19 protein-coding genes are annotated in these 16235 nt (G+C 60.2%); 11 read left to right on the top strand and 8 right to left on the bottom strand.

Going from position 1 to position 16235, the window contains the following annotated elements; genetic code table 11:
• Positions 1 to 275: 275 nt before the first annotated feature.
• From IG617_RS00005 to IG617_RS00015, 3 genes are all read right to left on the bottom strand, one after another.
• A complete protein-coding gene (locus IG617_RS00005; RefSeq protein WP_192106159.1) occupies positions 276 to 839 on the bottom strand; it encodes a hypothetical protein in 564 nt (187 codons plus the stop codon).
• Positions 832 to 1101 (bottom strand): hypothetical protein, encoded by a 270-nt coding sequence (locus IG617_RS00010; RefSeq protein ID WP_192106162.1) that lies wholly within the window; start codon positions 1099 to 1101, stop codon positions 832 to 834. The genes IG617_RS00005 and IG617_RS00010 overlap by 8 nt, the downstream gene beginning before the upstream one ends.
• A gap of 151 nt (positions 1102 to 1252) precedes the next feature.
• A complete protein-coding gene (locus IG617_RS00015) occupies positions 1253 to 1843 on the bottom strand; it encodes a MarR family winged helix-turn-helix transcriptional regulator (RefSeq protein WP_192106164.1) in 591 nt (196 codons plus the stop codon).
• Between the two features lie 132 nt (positions 1844 to 1975).
• Here IG617_RS00015 and IG617_RS00020 point away from each other — a divergent pair, with 132 nt between their 5' ends.
• Complete coding sequence (locus tag IG617_RS00020; protein WP_192106166.1) at positions 1976 to 3181, top strand: YHYH protein; 1206 nt, start codon at positions 1976 to 1978, stop codon at positions 3179 to 3181.
• 159 nt (positions 3182 to 3340) lie between these two features.
• Here the strand turns inward: IG617_RS00020 and IG617_RS00025 are convergent, their stop codons facing one another.
• Positions 3341 to 3889 carry a cytochrome b gene (locus IG617_RS00025; protein WP_209008175.1) on the bottom strand — a complete coding sequence of 183 codons (549 nt, stop codon included), beginning with the start codon at positions 3887 to 3889 and terminating at the stop codon, positions 3341 to 3343.
• A 10-nt stretch (positions 3890 to 3899) separates the two neighbouring features.
• Positions 3900 to 4265 (bottom strand): antibiotic biosynthesis monooxygenase family protein, encoded by a 366-nt coding sequence (locus IG617_RS00030; RefSeq protein ID WP_192106168.1) that lies wholly within the window; start codon positions 4263 to 4265, stop codon positions 3900 to 3902.
• Positions 4266 to 4343: 78 nt separating this feature from the next.
• On the opposite strand from IG617_RS00030, the gene IG617_RS00035 reads away from it, so the two are divergent.
• The gene (locus tag IG617_RS00035) at positions 4344 to 4775 is read left to right on the top strand and encodes a MarR family winged helix-turn-helix transcriptional regulator (protein ID WP_192106170.1); all 432 of its coding nucleotides are present in this window, start codon (positions 4344 to 4346) and stop codon (positions 4773 to 4775) included.
• 29 nt (positions 4776 to 4804) lie between these two features.
• Here the strand turns inward: IG617_RS00035 and IG617_RS00040 are convergent, their stop codons facing one another.
• The gene (locus IG617_RS00040) at positions 4805 to 5269 is read right to left on the bottom strand and encodes a MarR family winged helix-turn-helix transcriptional regulator (protein ID WP_192106172.1); all 465 of its coding nucleotides are present in this window, start codon (positions 5267 to 5269) and stop codon (positions 4805 to 4807) included.
• Positions 5270 to 5345: 76 nt separating this feature from the next.
• Here IG617_RS00040 and IG617_RS00045 point away from each other — a divergent pair, with 76 nt between their 5' ends.
• Positions 5346 to 6395, top strand: a complete 1050-nt coding sequence (locus tag IG617_RS00045; RefSeq protein WP_192106175.1) for a YHYH protein — start codon at positions 5346 to 5348, stop codon at positions 6393 to 6395.
• A gap of 68 nt (positions 6396 to 6463) precedes the next feature.
• On the top strand, positions 6464 to 6814 hold the full coding sequence (locus IG617_RS00050; RefSeq protein ID WP_192106177.1) for a hypothetical protein: 351 nt from the start codon (positions 6464 to 6466) through the stop codon (positions 6812 to 6814).
• 43 nt (positions 6815 to 6857) lie between these two features.
• On the opposite strand, the gene IG617_RS00055 is transcribed toward IG617_RS00050, so the two are convergent.
• Positions 6858 to 7562, bottom strand: a complete 705-nt coding sequence (locus IG617_RS00055) for a GntR family transcriptional regulator (RefSeq protein ID WP_192106179.1) — start codon at positions 7560 to 7562, stop codon at positions 6858 to 6860.
• 185 nt (positions 7563 to 7747) lie between these two features.
• Between IG617_RS00055 and IG617_RS00060 the strand changes: the two genes are divergently transcribed.
• From IG617_RS00060 to IG617_RS00080, 5 genes are all read left to right on the top strand, one after another.
• Positions 7748 to 8716 (top strand): TRAP transporter substrate-binding protein, encoded by a 969-nt coding sequence (locus IG617_RS00060; protein ID WP_420826130.1) that lies wholly within the window; start codon positions 7748 to 7750, stop codon positions 8714 to 8716.
• A gap of 139 nt (positions 8717 to 8855) precedes the next feature.
• On the top strand, positions 8856 to 9344 hold the full coding sequence (locus IG617_RS00065; protein WP_192106183.1) for a TRAP transporter small permease subunit: 489 nt from the start codon (positions 8856 to 8858) through the stop codon (positions 9342 to 9344).
• A complete protein-coding gene (locus tag IG617_RS00070; RefSeq protein ID WP_192106185.1) occupies positions 9341 to 10657 on the top strand; it encodes a TRAP transporter large permease in 1317 nt (438 codons plus the stop codon). Before IG617_RS00065 ends, IG617_RS00070 begins: the two co-directional genes overlap by 4 nt.
• On the top strand, positions 10654 to 12012 hold the full coding sequence (locus IG617_RS00075; RefSeq protein ID WP_192106187.1) for a malonyl-CoA decarboxylase: 1359 nt from the start codon (positions 10654 to 10656) through the stop codon (positions 12010 to 12012). Before IG617_RS00070 ends, IG617_RS00075 begins: the two co-directional genes overlap by 4 nt.
• Positions 12013 to 12014: 2 nt before the next feature.
• The gene (locus IG617_RS00080; protein WP_192106190.1) at positions 12015 to 13529 is read left to right on the top strand and encodes a malonate--CoA ligase; all 1515 of its coding nucleotides are present in this window, start codon (positions 12015 to 12017) and stop codon (positions 13527 to 13529) included.
• 79 nt (positions 13530 to 13608) lie between these two features.
• Here the strand turns inward: IG617_RS00080 and IG617_RS00085 are convergent, their stop codons facing one another.
• A complete protein-coding gene (locus IG617_RS00085) occupies positions 13609 to 14358 on the bottom strand; it encodes an SDR family oxidoreductase (RefSeq protein WP_192106192.1) in 750 nt (249 codons plus the stop codon).
• 95 nt (positions 14359 to 14453) lie between these two features.
• On the opposite strand from IG617_RS00085, the gene IG617_RS00090 reads away from it, so the two are divergent.
• Both IG617_RS00090 and IG617_RS00095 read left to right on the top strand, forming a co-directional pair.
• Positions 14454 to 15374, top strand: a complete 921-nt coding sequence (locus tag IG617_RS00090; RefSeq protein ID WP_192106194.1) for an AraC family transcriptional regulator — start codon at positions 14454 to 14456, stop codon at positions 15372 to 15374.
• Between the two features lie 172 nt (positions 15375 to 15546).
• The gene (locus IG617_RS00095; RefSeq protein WP_192106196.1) at positions 15547 to 16164 is read left to right on the top strand and encodes a nitroreductase family protein; all 618 of its coding nucleotides are present in this window, start codon (positions 15547 to 15549) and stop codon (positions 16162 to 16164) included.
• The last annotated feature ends 71 nt before the right edge of the window (positions 16165 to 16235 follow it).

Raw genomic sequence — 16235 nt, forward strand, 5'->3', positions numbered from 1 at the left:
CACCCGCCTCATGCTCGGCGAGGATCCCGATGATCTGCTCGTCCGTGAATCTTGTTCGCTTCATTGTCCGTCCTCAAATTGGGTCGGACTCTAATCGACAGTGGAGGAAAAATCCCGTGGCAGGTCAGCCGTTATCCAAGCTTTCGGAGTTTGAGAAAGAGTGGTTAAAGCAGGCTTTATAGAGCAGTTCAGTGATTACAATTGAGTTTAGTGTCAATTCTTGATTATGGGCAGGGGGCAGCGCTGCTGAATTTTTGAAATGTTTTCACACCGTCTCACAGGTGGATTTGGGTGGACTCTTCGCGCTCTTGCCGCGGTTTCCGCTCGATCGTGACAGGGTCGATTTCTTCCATGGTCAGCTGTGCATTCACCCGCCGGGCGGCCGGGCCAGAGCGGAACCATTTCGACGCAGCGGCCATGTTGAACCGCGGACGCCGGCGGCCTGTCTGGGGCTTGTAGGCCTCGGTCACGACCTCGACGATCTCGTCGATCCGATAAAGACCGCCGGCGACCGGGAGAGGCATTTTGCGCTGCTGGAGCGCCTGCCGCTGCACCTCGAGCTTCTCGGCCACATCCGCCAGGCTCACCAGGTCCGGACGAACCTCGCGCAAAGTGGTGCCTTCGGGCAGGGCCTTGATCAGTGCCCTTGCGGCCTCAAGCATCACGTTCTCCGCGTCATCGCCTTCGGCCTCCAGCTCAACGGCCAGCAAACCGGCCGTGCCGGAGCCGACCAGAGCGTCCTCGAACCCGGCCTCGAAGATGGCGTTGGACAAGGCAAAGGCATCATGGTCCCCGTCAGGGAGCGCAAAAACCAGTTCGAATTCAAAGTCCTCAGCCATTGGGATGTCCTTCGTTCTTCTTCTCAAGCTTCACGCAGGTGAGGGCCTTCTGGCGGAGCTTTTTGGCATGCTGCTGAGGGTTTTTCGGCGTCGACCAGACCGACATCTGGCAAAACGCTCCACAACGACAGTCCTGATCATTCGCCGGGCACCGCAGAATGCCCCAGCAATGCCCCTTGCCCTCGATCAGTTTCCATCCGAGCTTTTCCAGCTCCTGAAGAACGCTCTCGATTTCCTTCGAAGGGTGCTTCTTTCTAGGCAAAATATAGCCCGCCCTTTTAAATTGTCAATCGACAAGATAAGGCATCAATATGCTCGACGGCATTGGACCATAAGAACGGGCGTGATGTCATGCTGCCTTTGCCGCTGCGCAATCGGCGCGTGTTGGCAGCACATAAGTTCACGCCCTTGTTCTACACGTCTGCGTCGTCCGGCGCAGGCTTCGTTCCAGGGGCGCGGCCACCCAGCGCGTTGCGCAGGTTCCGGCTGTTGGTGAAAAGCTGTTCGGCGTGGTCTGCGCCGATTTCTCCGATGACGATCTGGTCGATCTGGTCCCAGACGGCAAACACCCTGGTCAGCAGGTCTTGCCCCTTGGCAGTCAGCAGAAGGATGCTGGTGCGCCGGTCGTCCGGGTCGCTGTGAACCTCGATGAAGCCGTTGTTGATCAAACGCTTGGTCATCTGGCTCATGCTTGCGGGCGTGACATTAAACTGGTCGGCCAGCTGTCTTTGCGAAGCCTTGCCCATGCGGTTGAGGGCGTGAAGTACCCGCGCCTGACCCGTGTGCAGGCCGAGCGGTTTCAGCAACACGCGCAGACGCTCGTCCAGGAGATGCGCGCAGTGTGCCAGCAGCAGGAACCCCGGACCCTTCTTGCCCGAGCGCTGCCAGCCCGGCGCGTCGCGATCCGAAGCTTGCCCATCTGAATCTGACTGGCTCGACTCCGGCCCGTCTGAATCCGGCCCATCTGAATCAGGAAGATCTGAACCTTGCTCCATTGCATCCATGTGGTTAGGGTCCTAATTAAATTGACATGAAGCTGTTGTAGGGGCTGTGTGCGGGCGGCGCAATGCCGAGACCGCGCGTGACACAGCATCTGCCAAAATCCCAGGTTCTGCCAAATCGAGGAGACCAACCGCATGCCCCTGATCCCGTCGCTGCTCAGACAGACGGACGCCCCGTACAAGACCCTGATGCTGTCTGCCGCCTGCGGACTGGCCCTGTCGACAAGCGCCTTTGGACACGCCGGTGCGCATTCGGTCGAAAAGGCCGCCCTTGCCGCGCCGAGCGAAGTCGTGGACTGCACGCTGGAGAATGGCGAGGCGGCGCAATGCGCCAAATATGTCGTGAAATATCTGCCCGACAGCCTCGAGATCGGGCCCTTCTGCCCGGCGACGCTGGACGATGAGGGCGGCATTTGGAACTGGGATGGCGACGAGGTCGGACTGTACCGGATCGACGGCGATTTTCTGAAGATGCTGGACGCCCAGGGCTACACGTTTTTCAACGAGGCCGGTGAGGTCTATTCCTTCGACATTCGGATCGAGGGACCGACCGAGCCCAACGAGTGCATATCCGGTTCGGTGGATACGGACGTCGAGATGACGGTTCTCATTCCGGTCACCCCGGTGATGGCGGAGGAGCCGGCCATGCTTGGAACGGTCTCGAAGATCGGGATCGGGCTTGATGGCGTGCCGATCTTTGCCGACGCGCCCTCCGTGCTGGACACCGGTCACATGCCGGCGCTCGACACCTGCGGTGGCCACGTCGACCCGGGTGGATGGTATCACTGGCACGCCACCGCCACGGATGTGAACGCGCTCTTTGAGAAGGAAGGTGTCGACGCGGATTGTGTCAATGTCGAGCAGGATCAGACGGCCCAGTTCGGCTATGCCTTCGACGGGTTTGCCATGTATGGCTCGCGCGAACACGATGGCTCTGTGCCGAGGGGCCTGGACGAATGCGGCGGACATGTCGGTCTCACCGAGGAGGGCAGCGAGCCGGTGTATCACTACCACGCCAGCGAGAGCTTCCCCAATCTGCCGGCCTGTCTGGTCGGGGTCGTGGCACAGGAGAATTTTTCCACGACCGCAAGCAACGGCATCGGCTCCGCCTCGGCGCCCGGCGGACCTGGAGGTCCCGGACCCGATGGCGCAGGTGGGCCTGGTCGACCGGGTGGCCCTGACTTTGACGCGGTGGCCAAGACCCTGGGCGTGGATGCCGATCTGCTGCGCCGGACATTGATCGAAGCCGGTGGCCCGCGTGCGGATCTCAGCGAGGTTGCCGGCAAACTCGGCGTCACGGTCGACGCCCTTCAGGCAGCGCTGCCCCGGCCAGGTCGCTAGGGACGGAAAGGCGCCAGCGCGTTTCGCACTCAGCCCTCAGTCGGCGTCTTTAGGCGCTGACTTGAGGGCTGACTGGGGGGCTGTTTGGGGGGGGGTGTTTGGGAGTGACGTGACGGTCCGTTCCGGGGATCTTGCCGCCAATGTCTGAACACTGAGTTCTTAACCTGTGTCACTGCGGCGAAACCAGATTCGAGTGATCGGCAGGTCCCTTCTGATGAGATGGTGATACACAGCCGCGCCAGTATGGACCAGCAGCAACACCACCAAGACCCTTGCGCCGACTCCATGAAGTATCCGCGGCGGATAGGTCGAGAATTCGGGCAATTGACCGGACACTCCAAAGAGGATGATGGAATTGGCACCTGACATGACAAGCAGCCCAATGCCGCTTAAGGACAGAACAGCAATCAAGACGTAAAAGAGCTGGTGGACGGCGCTTGCGCTCGCATGTTGCCACCTCGGTGTGCCCGCAACAGGTTTGGGCTTTTGGTCTGCGAAGCTCCACCAGCAGATACGGAGCACGGTCAGTGCGAGAATGGCGATGCCAAGCGGGGCATGGATGCTCAAAATCTGTAACTTCGCGCCGGGGTCGGCCGTGTTGCCCGCACGAAAACCGGACACCAGCAAGGCAATGATCAAAAGCGCGCTGAGCCAATGTATTGTAACCGCAACCAATCCATAGCGGCTTGGGGTACTCTTTATGGACATTTTCTGACCCTCAATCCGATCTTACAATCGAGTAGAGCGCAGGTGAGGGAACCACCCCGTCGACGCGCTCGATTCCACTTTCCTGCGACAGTGCGAGATGGGCCTTCTTGAAGGCATCCGCGCTTTCCCATTTTGCGATATTGATCAGCTGGAACTTCGCATCTGGCGTGATTGCCTGATGCAGCGCTGTGGAAATATAGCCGGGTTGCTTCTTCATGAATTCGGCGGCCTGCTCCCAAAACGAAATCGCCTCGTCTTCCTTGCCGACTGGCACGACGAAGGCATTGATCAGCGTTACGGCTTCTTCGTTGGCGGCAAATGCCGGATTGCTGGTGAATAGAAGGGCTGTCACGGCAGCCAGGGCGGATTTTCTCATGAAATTTTTCCTCAGAGAGATATTGATAGCAAGCTATATATAATTGCATAGCATGCTATGCAAATGGTAGCGTCTGTCATGCTTTTCGATAAAGAAGACTCAGCGGGTTATCTGATCAATCACTTGGCGCGCTTGTTCGCTCGGGAACTCCAGGATCGTATCCAGCCCTTGGGCATCGCAACCGGGCAGTTTCCCATTCTTCTCGAACTATGGAATGGGGATGGCCTCACGCAACGCGAGTTGTTGGGTGAAATCGACGTTGAACAGGCGACGCTTGCGAACACGCTCACCCGCATGGAGCGCGATGGACTGATCAAGCGCACCAAACATCCACAAGATGCCAGGGCCCAGCAAATCTGGCTGACAGACAAAACGAAGGCCATCAAGGCTGATGCCTATCGCGCCGCACTTGAAACCAATCAAGAAGCGTTGGCTATGTTAAGTGAGAGCGAGAAGGTGATCTTCTTGGGGCTGATACAGAAGGTCATAGGTACCATGCGGTCGGAATGACGGCGGAGCTCAAAGCTCCATTCCGCCGCTTAGACCTCTTCGCCGGAAGCAGCGTGACGGTCCGTTCCGGGGATCTTGCCGCCCAGGCCATTTCGGAGCTGGCGGGCGAGGGTGAAGAACGCCGGTGCATCGTCGCCCAAAACCGCCTTGATGACCGCATCCACCTCCGACCAGGCGATGACGATCCCGTTCAGCAGGGCGCGGCCGCTGTCGGTCAGCTCCAGGATGTTGCTCCGTCGTGAGGCCGGGTCAACAGAGCGGGTGAGATAGCCTGCCGCCAGCAGCCGTTCGGTCATGGTGCTCATGCTGGCGGCGGTGACGCCGAAGGTCGCAGCCAGCTCCACCTGGGACACAGGCCCCATGCGGCTCATGGCTTCCAGCACCAGCGCCTGACGCGGCTGAACCCCCAAAGGCGCCAGCTTCTTGCGCAGTTCCGTCTCGACGAGATTGGCGCTGTGCAGCAGTCCGTGAAAATCGATCTGATCAACTTGCATGATGATTGTTAATATACTAAGTGTTTTCGCGCAACAAGTCGGGGGCGACCATTGCAAACACATTGAGGGGACCCTCATGCGCTTGAATTCGGCCGAAATCCACAGATCTGCGAAGGCTGTTGGCCTGCTCTCCACCCTCGCGGCCCTTGCCCTTGCCGGGCCCGCCGCCGCCCACGGAGAGCATCCCACCGACACCGACCTTGCCCGTGTCGCCAGCTTCTTTTCCGGCGCGCAAATCGTCGAGGGGCCGACCAAGGTTGATTGCACCCTGTCGGAAGGGGCAAAGACCACCTGCTTCTCCATCACCGTCCGTCCCGATCCGAAGGATTACACGCCGGGTCCCTGGTGTCCGACGAACATCTCCCAAGGCGCTGAGGCAGGCGGCATCTGGTTCCTGGACGGCAAGGCGGTCGATGTTGATGGCGACTTCATCACGCGGCTGGCAGAGGTCTATGGCGATTCCAAATGGAAGCTCTACGATCCGGAAACCGGCGACGTGCGCTACACCGGCACCCTTGAGGCCTGCGAGGCGGCCGCCCGGCCGGATGTTGATCCGCAGTACCAAAACCACTGTGTCCAGTGCCTGCCGGAGTATATGCCCGAAGAGGCTTCGGTGACCTATGTCATCCCGCTGGAGCCCGTGCCCAGCACCAGGCAACAGCCGACCCAGCGTGGTGGCTCGGGCGTCGCCTCAAATGGGGTGCGCCTCGATGGACCTGCTCCGCTGGATGCCATCCTGGGTGCACATACCATCGCGCCGTTTGATGACTGCGGCGGCCATGTGAACCTGCATGTCGGCTATCATTATCATGCGGTGACCGATTGCCTGTCGCCGGGTGCTACGACGCTGAACAGGGCAGACCCTGAGGCCGTGGAAGCCCATGGCGGGCAGATCGGCATTGCCATGGACGGCCATGCAATCTTTCCGCATCTGATGGCAGATGGCACCGAGCCGGAAGGCCTGGATGCCTGTTACGGCCGTGAAGGTGAGGGGCTGCCCTATCACTATCACGTCGGCTCTGCCGGTTCGAACCAGATCCTCGGGTGCCTGGCGGCCCAGACTGGCTGTGTCCTGCCCGAAAGCGGCATGGCCTGCGACGCCAGCCGCCGTCCTCCGCGGCCCTGAGGTCACGGCGCCCGCTTGCGGGCAAACTCCCCCAAAACTGAACCTGAAGCTTAAACAAGAGAGTTCAAATGAAACTGATGTCCCTGCGCTTCGCGCCGGCTGCTGCCGCTGCGTTGATGGCCCTGTCTGGTCTCGTCCAGGCCGGTCTGGTCCAATCTGTGATGGCAGATGAGGCCGCTCCCTTCACGCCAATCCAGCTCGAAAGCGTCCAGCTGGCGCAGTCCGGCAAGGGCGGTCCTCAGGGCGGACGTCCGCCGCGCGAGGCGTTTGAAGCCTGCCAGTCAAAGGCTGCGAACGACAGCTGCCGGGTCACCCTTCCCGATGGCAACGCGATGACCGGCACCTGCCAGGCGCCGCCTCAAGGTGGTGACGGCGCGATGGCCTGCGTGCCTGCCGGTGGTCCGAAGCCACGCGGCTGATCGACTGACTGCAAAGCGTCCTGTGCCCGGCGCGGGACGCATCTCACTCGGCCGCGTTGATCTGCTCGGCTGAGGTTTCCTGACGGTGGGCGGCGACTGACGCAACGAAGTCGTTGAAACGTTCGCCCTGGATCAGCACATGCTGGCGCATGGCTTCGGCCGCTGCAGCCGCATCGCCCGCCGCGATCGCCCCGACGATCTGGTCATGTTCGGCCAGCGAATTGGAAACCCGGTTCGGCACTCTCAGCTGCAAGCGTCGGTAGACCTTCAGCCGGTTCTGCAGATGCAGTGCCTGTTCGGCCAGAAAGCCGTTGTGGCTGGCGGCATAGATGGTTTCATGAAAGGTCTGGTTGGCGCGGAAATAGGCGTCCGGATCGCCGCCGCGCTGGGCCTCATTGCAGGCTTCGTGGGCGGCCTTCAGCCGGGCCAGCTCCACCGACGTGATCCGCCGCGCCGCCAGCCGGCCGCAACTGGCCTCAAGATCTGCCATCACCTCGAACATCTCGATCAGACGCGCGATGCCGATGTCGCGCACGAAGCTGCCCCTGCGTGGGCGAATCTCGACGAGGCCGGCGACCGACAATTCGATCAGGGCTTCGCGGATCGGTGTGCGCGAGACTTCAAACCTGTTGGCCAGAGTGACTTCGTCCAGACGTGAGCCCGCCGGATAGCGGCCCGTGGCGATGTCGTTTTCCAGCATTTCACGCAAGGCCTGGGCCCGCCGGGTTCTGGTCGGATGCTTTGTCATCTTTTCAAAATATGCAAAGAGCTTATTCTTGTATACAAAAATCGTTGACTCGCATGCGCGCTGTATGATTGCCTGCATGAAGGCGGAAAACGCCGCAAGGGGCATGAGGAGCGGAAGGCCGGGAACCGGACGCTCGCCCCCGATGGGAGGAAATAATGAACTATTTTACGAAAACGGCACTGGCCATGAGCGTCGCGATGCTTGCCGCATCTCCGATGGCTCAGGCTGAAACAACACTCAAGGCATCGCACCAGTGGCCAGGTGGCAAGGGCGACGTCCGCGACGAGATGGTCCAGATCCTGGCGCGCGAAGTCGCCAATGCCAATGTCGACCTGAAGATCCAGGTCTATCCGGGCAAGTCCCTGTTCAAGCCACGCGAGCAGTGGGGCGCCATGGTCAAGGGTGTGCTGGATATCGCGGCATTCCCGCTTGACTATGCCTCAGGCCGTCATCCGGAATTTTCCGCGACCTTGATGCCGGGTCTCGTGCGCAATCACGACCGCGCTTCACGCCTGAACACGTCGCCCTTCATGGATGACATCAAGAAAGTCATCAATGATGCTGGCGTCGTGGTCCTGGCCGATGCCTGGCTCGCAGGTGCCTTTGCGTCCAAGAAGCAGTGCATCACCAGCCCGGAAAGCATGAAGGGTCAGGTGACCCGCGCAGCAGGTCCTGCATTTGAACAGATGCTGGTTGGGGCAGGGGCGTCCATCGCTTCCATGCCATCGTCCGAAATCTACACCGGTCTTCAGACCGGCGTTCTGGACGCGGCCAACACGTCTTCCGGCTCCTTCGTGTCTTACCGGATCTATGAGCAGGCAACCTGTCTGACCAAGCCGGGCGCGAACGCCCTGTGGTTCATGTATGAGCCGATCCTCATGTCCAAGCGCAGCTGGGACGAGCTGAACGAAGACCAGCAAAAGGCCTTGCTGGCTGCCGGCAAGGTCGCCGAAGAATACTTCCTGGGTGAAGCCAAGGGTCTCGATGACAAGCTGGTGGAAGCCTATTCCAACGCGGGTGTTGAGGTCGTGGAAATGTCGGGTGACGACTACGACCAGTGGCTCGCGATCGCAAAGGAGACTTCCTACAAAAACTTTGCTGAGAAGGTCGATGGCGGCCAGGAGCTGATCGACAAGGCATTGGCCGTCGAATAACGCGCGGCTTCAAGCTCAAGTTCCTCCGGGCCTGTGCGCGTCAAGCCGCAGGTTCGGAGGACTTTTCTCACCTGCAAATACTCATAGATGTTGCGGGCGCTTTCGAGCGCTCAAGGCTGTCTGACGTCGGACCACATTCATGACTGCTTACATTCGCTGGGTTTCGGCCCTGTCCCGCCTGGCGGCCGTCGCTGCCTTGTTTCTTTTGGCCTCGGCTATTGTGGTCGTGACCCAGATGGTGGTCATGCGCTACTTTCTGAATGCCTCAACGGTCTGGCAGACCGAATATGTGATCTATGCCCTGGTCGCGATGACATTTCTGGCGTCTCCGTTCGTCCTTATGGAAAAGGGCCATGTCAACGTCGACCTGCTTTATCTCCAGCTCCACGGCGTTGCGCGACAAGTCGTTCAATCGCTGGCCGGTCTGATTGGGCTCTTGTTCTGCGCCCTGCTCGCCTGGTCCGGCTGGACCTACTTCGAGGAGGCCTGGTCCTACGGCTGGACCACGGACACAGTCTGGGCGCTTCCGCTCTGGATTCCCTTGCTGCCCCTGCCTCTGGGGGTCGGTCTGATGACGCTGCAATACATTGCTGAAATCGCCAAGATCTGGAGAGGTGAGCCCGCATGAGCCCGCTGTTTACTGGCCTTCTCATCCTTTTCGCCCTGCTTGCGCTTCTGGGCATCGGCACTCCGATCGCCTTCGCACTCGGCTTCGTTTCCATCGCTGCGCTCCTGATTGTCGACGGGGCCGGAAGCCTGTCCATTCTGGGCGAGACCTTCTTTGGCGGCCTGGCCTCCTTCGGTCTTGTTTCCATTCCCATGTTCATCCTGATGGGGTCAGCCGTTGCATCGTCTCCGGCAGGCAAGGACCTCTATGAGGCGCTCGACCGCTGGCTGAACCGGGTGCCCGGCGGCCTCGTTCTCTCCAACATTGGCGCTTGCTCGATCTTTGCAGCGCTTTCCGGCTCGTCGCCGGCAACCTGTGCTGCCATCGGCAAGATGGGCATCCCGGAGATGACCAAGCGCGGCTATCCCAATGAGATCGCCTCGGGCTCAATCGCGGCGGGCGGAACCCTCGGCATCCTCATTCCGCCATCGATCACGATGATCGTCTACGGAATTGCCACGGAAACCTCGATCGGCCGCCTGTTCCTGGCCGGTCTGCTCCCCGGCTTCATGCTGACGGCTCTGTTCATGGCCTGGACGATCTACGATTGCCGCCGCCGCGGCATCGGCCTGTCCGCACTGACCGAACGTTTCACCATGAAGGAACGCTTTGCCGCCCTGCCGCGGGTGCTGCCTTTCCTGGCGATCATCGTCGGCATTCTGTATGTGCTGTATGGAGGCGTTGCCACACCGTCGGAAGCTGCCGGTGTCGGCGCGCTTTTCTGCATCATCCTGGTGGTGGTCATCTACCGCATGTGGAGCGTGACCAAGGTCACCGGCATGTTCCGCGACACGCTGAAGGAAAGCGTGATGATCATGATGATCATCGGTGCGTCGGAGCTCTTCTCCTACACGCTGTCGTCCATGTTCATCACCCAGTCGATCGCCGAATGGATCGCAGCTCTCGACGTGAACCGCTGGGTCCTGATGGCGATCATCAACTGCTTCCTGCTGTTCGCCGGGTTCTTCCTGCCGCCGGTCGCCGTCATCTTGATGACAGCGCCGATCCTCCTGCCGATCATTCTGCAGGCGGGCTTTGATCCCTACTGGTTTGCGGTGGTTCTGACGATCAACATGGAAATCGGATTGATCACCCCGCCGGTTGGCCTGAACCTTTACGTGATCAACGGCATTGCGCCGAACATCACGCTGGCCGAGATCCTGCGCGGATCGATCCCCTATGTCTTGTGCATGGTGGTCGGTATCATCCTTCTTTGTCTCGTACCGGGCATTGCGACCTGGCTTCCCGAACTGATGATGGGCAAGGCATTATGAACACCAGCTTCTTCGGCGAACTTTTGACGTCTATCACCGAGCAGGGCCGGGCCCTGCTCGACGCGGGACGAGGGCGGAACGGCGAAGTGCCGCTCGTCGACCTGTGCGAGGCGCTCTTGACCGGTCGCGGCGAAGCGTCGGGCGTGGCGCTCGCCGGAGAAGTGTTGTCCATCTATCAGCAGCTGGACGGAGAGCGAAAGCTCTCCTTCTTTCTGTCCCTGCGGGATCAATTCGGAGCGGATCTGGACAAGGTGCGCGAGACGGCGGCAGCGCTTAATGATGCGCCGGAAGACATGTCGCTCCTGCGCCGGCTGCATTCGGTGTCCGAGCCCCGGCGCCAGGAGCTGATCCGGCGTTTGAACCTTGCCCCGGGCGGCACGAAGGCCCTTGTGGCCATGCGCTCGGACCTTTTGGATTTTCTGCGCGAACAACCAGACCTCCGGGACGTGGACCGTGATTTCGAACATCTGTTCTCCTCATGGTTCAATCGCGGCTTTCTGGTCATGCGCAGGATCGACTGGAGCACGCCGGCCAACATTCTTGAAAAGATCATCGCCTATGAAGCGGTGCATCAGATCGACGGCTGGGAGGACCTGCGCCGGCGCATCGGTCTGGCAGACCGGAGACTCTACGCCTTCTTCCATCCCGCGCTTGTCGACGATCTTCTGATCTTCGTGGAAGTCGCTTTGACCCGCGAAATTCCCGGTGCGATCGGGCCTATCCTCACAGAACAGCGCGCAGAGATCACCGCGGAGGAAGCCAACACGGCAGTCTTCTACTCCATCTCCAACTGCCAGAAGGGCCTGCGTGGCATCTCTTTCGGCAATTTCCTCATCAAGCAAGTGGTCGAGGAGCTGCGGCGGGAGCTGCCGTCCCTGAAGACGTTTGTGACGCTGTCGCCCGTTCCAGGCTTCGCCCGCTGGCTGTCCCGTGCCCTCAAGGATGAGGACGGCCAGATTGCCGCGCAGCTCGATGAGGACAAGATCTCGGCCCTGTCCGAGCCTGACTGGCCTCAAGATGCGGAAGCCGCCAAGAAACTGGAAACCGTTCTTCCGCACCTCTGCGCCCATTATCTGACCCGCGAAAAAGACCGCAACAACCGCCCGCTTGACCCAGTAGCCCGTTTTCACATCGGCAATGGTGCGCGGCTGGAGCGGGTCAACTGGCTGGGCGACCTGTCGCCCAACGGTCTGGCCCAAGCTCACGGCCTGATGGTGAACTACCTTTATGATCTCAAGTACATAGAACGAAATCACGAATCCTATGCGGCCAACGGAACCGTTGCGGCAAGCTCTGCTGTGACCCGTCTTGCCAAAGCCGTACCCGAAGCCAAACAACTGACGCCGGTAAGCTGACAATGACAAATCACCTTTTCTCCGAAATCCGCGCCAACATGCCGGATCTTGCCAAGACGTTCCTGGAGACGGCTGACAGGACGTCGCTTTCCTACGGTGATGTCATTGCCCGGTCCGCGCGCTATGCCAATGCGCTGGTCCGTTTGGGGCTTGCACCGGGAGATCGCGTCGCGGTTCAGGTGGAAAAGACACCGGACGCCCTGATGCTTTATCTGGCGACGGTGAGGGCAGGCGGCGTATTCTTGCCGTTGAACACAGCCTACACCCCCGCGGAGATCGACTATTTCGTCACCGATGCCGAACCGGCGGTTTTTGTCTGTGATCCCTCCCGTGCAGATGCGCTTCAGGAGACCGCATCAAAAGTTGGTGCAAGCCTTCAGACCCTCGATGCGTCAGGCAAAGGCTCCCTTCTAGACCTTGCCGAGGCCGCCAGTGACACCTTCGAGGATGTCGCCAGAGATGCCGATGATCTGGCCGCCATCCTTTACACGTCTGGCACCACAGGCCGCTCGAAGGGGGCGATGCTCAGCCATGAGAACCTGGCGTCCAATGCCAGGACGCTGGTCAAATACTGGCAGTTCACCGCAGACGACGTTTTGTTGCATGCCCTGCCGATCTTCCATACGCATGGTCTCTTTGTTGCCACCAACTGTTTGCTGATGGCCGGAGGATCCTTGCTGTTCCTGCCCAAGTTCGATCTGGACACGGTCCTGGGGCTGTTGCCACGGGCGACGACGATGATGGGCGTGCCGACCTTCTACACCCGGCTGCTGGGCTCCGAAGCCTTCACCCGCGACCTCGTGGCGCACATACGCCTGTTCATTTCGGGCTCTGCGCCGCTGTCGGCCGAGACGCACAAGGAGTTCAGCGCGCGCACCGGCCATGCGATCCTTGAGCGCTATGGCATGACCGAAACCAATATGAACACCTCAAATCCCTATGAAGGCGACCGGCGTCCGGGAACGGTGGGCTTTCCCTTGCCGGGTGTTGCGCTCAGGATCGCCGACCCAAAGACCGGCCGCGCGTTGGATCAGGGCGATGTTGGCATCATCGAGGTCAAGGGTCCCAACGTTTTCCAGGGCTATTGGCGCATGCCTGAGAAAACCGCCGAGGAGTTCCGTGCGGACCGCTATTTCATCACAGGCGACATGGGCCGCATCGATGCCGATGGCTATGTGGCCATTGTCGGCCGGTCCAAGGACCTGATCATCACCGGCGGCTTCAATGTCTATCCAGCAGAAGTCGAAGCGGCGATCGACGAAATTGAGGGCGTTGCCGAAAGCGCCGTCATTGGCGTGCCGCACCCAGACTTTGGCGAAGGCGTCGTCGCGGTTGTGGCTCCAAAGAAAGGCGCGAAGCTGGACAAACCTGCCATAACGCAAGCGCTCGCGGACAAGCTCGCCAAGTTCAAGCAGCCCAAACAGGTGCATGTCCTCAACACACTGCCGCGCAACACCATGGGCAAGATCCAGAAGAATGTCCTGAGGGATCAATTCAAGGCGGACTTCGAAGGCTAACAGTCTTTTCGCTGCGCCAAAGAGAGAGACATTGAACAGCGCCTCGGGCAGCGGTTTTCCGCTGCCCTTGAAATCTTGGCTAGACGGCCAGGGCTTCGGCGTCACTGCCGGCAGGCAGATGCAGCGGGCAATTCGGATCTGTCACCGCGCGCCAGACCGCTTGAACCACATCATCCGTTTTTGTGGGCTCGGCGGCCGCGTTTTTTTGAAGCGCGCTCATGGCTTCCTCCATGAAAGGCTTGTAGGCCGCAGGGGTTTCCGTCGCCTCTGCCATGAGGGAGCGCGCGTTGCTGCCAAAGCTGGTCGAGGGAGCCTGACCTGGAAGAACCAGCCGGGTCTGTATCCCCAAGGGAGCAAGTTCCAGCGCAAGACACTCGGTATAGGCGTTCACGGCGGCCTTGCTGGCCGTGTAGATCGATAGCAGCGGTAGCGGCTTGAGTGTGACGCTTGACGAGACGTTGACGATGACGCCTGCGCCTTTTGCACGCATCTGCGGCAGCACGGCCCGGATCATCTCGAAAGTGCCGAGCGTGTTGGTTTTCAAGATCTTGCGGATGGTCTCCTCCGCGGTGCTTTCGAACGGCGACAGCAAGCCTATCCCGGCGTTGTTGACCAGCGCATCGATCGGACCGGCCGCGGCGACTGCCTGGGCGATGCTCTGCGTGTTGGTCACGTCCAGAGGCAGGACCCGCAAATGATCGGAGGCAGGCAGCAGCGTTTTATCCGGTTGCCGCATCGTGGCAACGACGGACCAGCCTTGTTTTAGAAAATGGCGTGCGGTCTCGAGACCAAATCCGGAGGAACATCCTGTGATCAAAACGGTCTTCATAGCAAAGTCTCCTGCTGTTGGATGTCTCTGATATCGACCGAATTGATCGGATGTTCTATGGTTGGAAATCCTTCGTTTGTTATCGAAAGTCCGAAATGCTCGATCCGCTCTCCGAAGTGATCTCCCTCTTGCGCCCTCAGGCTCCCTATTCGAAGCTTGCGGAAGCCTCTGGGCCGTTCCGTGTGCGTCGCGAGGACGTCGATGAGGTCTTCTATTGCATGCTGCTGGTCGGCCGGTTGCTACTTGATATCGATGGCAAGGCACCTCTGGAGCTGCGCGCCGGAGATTTCGTTCTGGTGCCGAAGGTGACAGGCCTGACGGTCTCCAGTCTCGATCCACCGCCGCCTCCGGGCCTCGTCAGTCACCCTGATTTTGGGTCAGATGGAGTCGCACGCATCGGTCGTCCGGAAGGTCTGGCAGAGACGTGCCCCGAGGTTCAGCAGCTGATCGGTCACTGCAGTTTCGCCAGTCCGGATTCCGAGCTTTTGATGTCACTGTTGCCCGAGATGGTCGTGGTGCGCGGTGAGGGCCGCCTTGCGACCCTCACCGCTCTGGTTCGCGACGAGGCACGCGCGGATCGGCCGGCGCGGGATGTGGTGGTTGAGCATCTCCTGCAAGTCCTCCTGATTGAGGCGTTTCGCTCCAAGACACAGTCCGAGGCGACACCTGGCCTTCTGCGTGGCCTTGCAGATCCGCGGATCGGGCAAGCGCTGCGCGCCCTGCATCATGAACCTGACCGGGCCTGGACAGTGCTTGAACTGGCGACAGAGGCGGGATTGTCCCGCTCGGCCTTCTTCACGCGCTTCAACCGGATTGTTGGGGTTCCGCCCATGAGTTATTTGCTGAACTGGCGGATGACACTTGCAAAGCACATGCTGCGCTCCGGTGGTCATGGCATTGCGGAGGTCTCGAACAGGATCGGCTATGGTTCGACAAGTGCCTTCAGCACGGCCTTCGCCCGCCATGTCGGCCGCCCGCCGGCCCGGTTCGCGAAAGCCATCCCCGCGGCAGAGTGAGCGGAACTCGCGTCTTTCCGGCATTGTTCAATCTGGTGAAACACACTGGTCATTTATCTTTGCAGAAAGTATCTTGAATAAAAGATAAAAATGGGCACATTGCAAACCAACGGCTTTAAAGGCGTTCACCGGCCCGGTCGGCCGGTGCCCCAATGTGCTTCAGGAGATGGCCATGACAATCCAGTCCACCAAGGAATTTCAGATATCGGATCACCGGACCGCTGGACACGGCGTCGACCCACTTTTTGTCGACCGCTGGTCGCCCCGGGCCTTTGACGGCTCCGACATGCCGGAAGCCGATCTGAAAACCATTCTGGAAGCAGCGCGTTGGGCGCCTTCCGCCTTCAACGTTCAGCCTTGGCGTTTTGTTTATGCGCGGCGCGCAGATGACAGCTGGGATACCTTGGTGAACCTCTTGAACCCGTTCAACAAGGACTGGGCGCAGCATGCCTCGGCATTGGTCTTCCTGCTGTCCGATACGCAGATCGACGGCCAGAATGGCGAGACCCGTCCGGCGGGCACCAATTCCTTCGACGCAGGCGCTGCCTGGGCGCAGGCCGCCCTTCAGGCATCGTCTCTCGGCTATCACACCCATGCGATGGCCGGAATTTTGACGGAAGACATTCACCAGGCGCTCAACGTGCCGTTGCGCTTCAAGGCGGAAATCGCCTTTGCCATCGGAAAGCGCGGCGATGCCGCAGCCCTTGCTGAAGGACTTCAGGCGCGCGAGCTTCCAAGCCCTCGCAAACCCTTGGCGGAAATTGCCTTCAACGGCACCTTCGGGGCCTGACAGCGGCCGCTGACGAAGACCAAAGCCCCGACGGTCGATCTTGGTTCGCCGGGGCAGGTGTCATCCGTGGA

It is taken from the genome of Roseibium polysiphoniae, assembly GCF_014842925.1.
Lineage (GTDB): Bacteria > Pseudomonadota > Alphaproteobacteria > Rhizobiales > Stappiaceae > Roseibium > Roseibium polysiphoniae.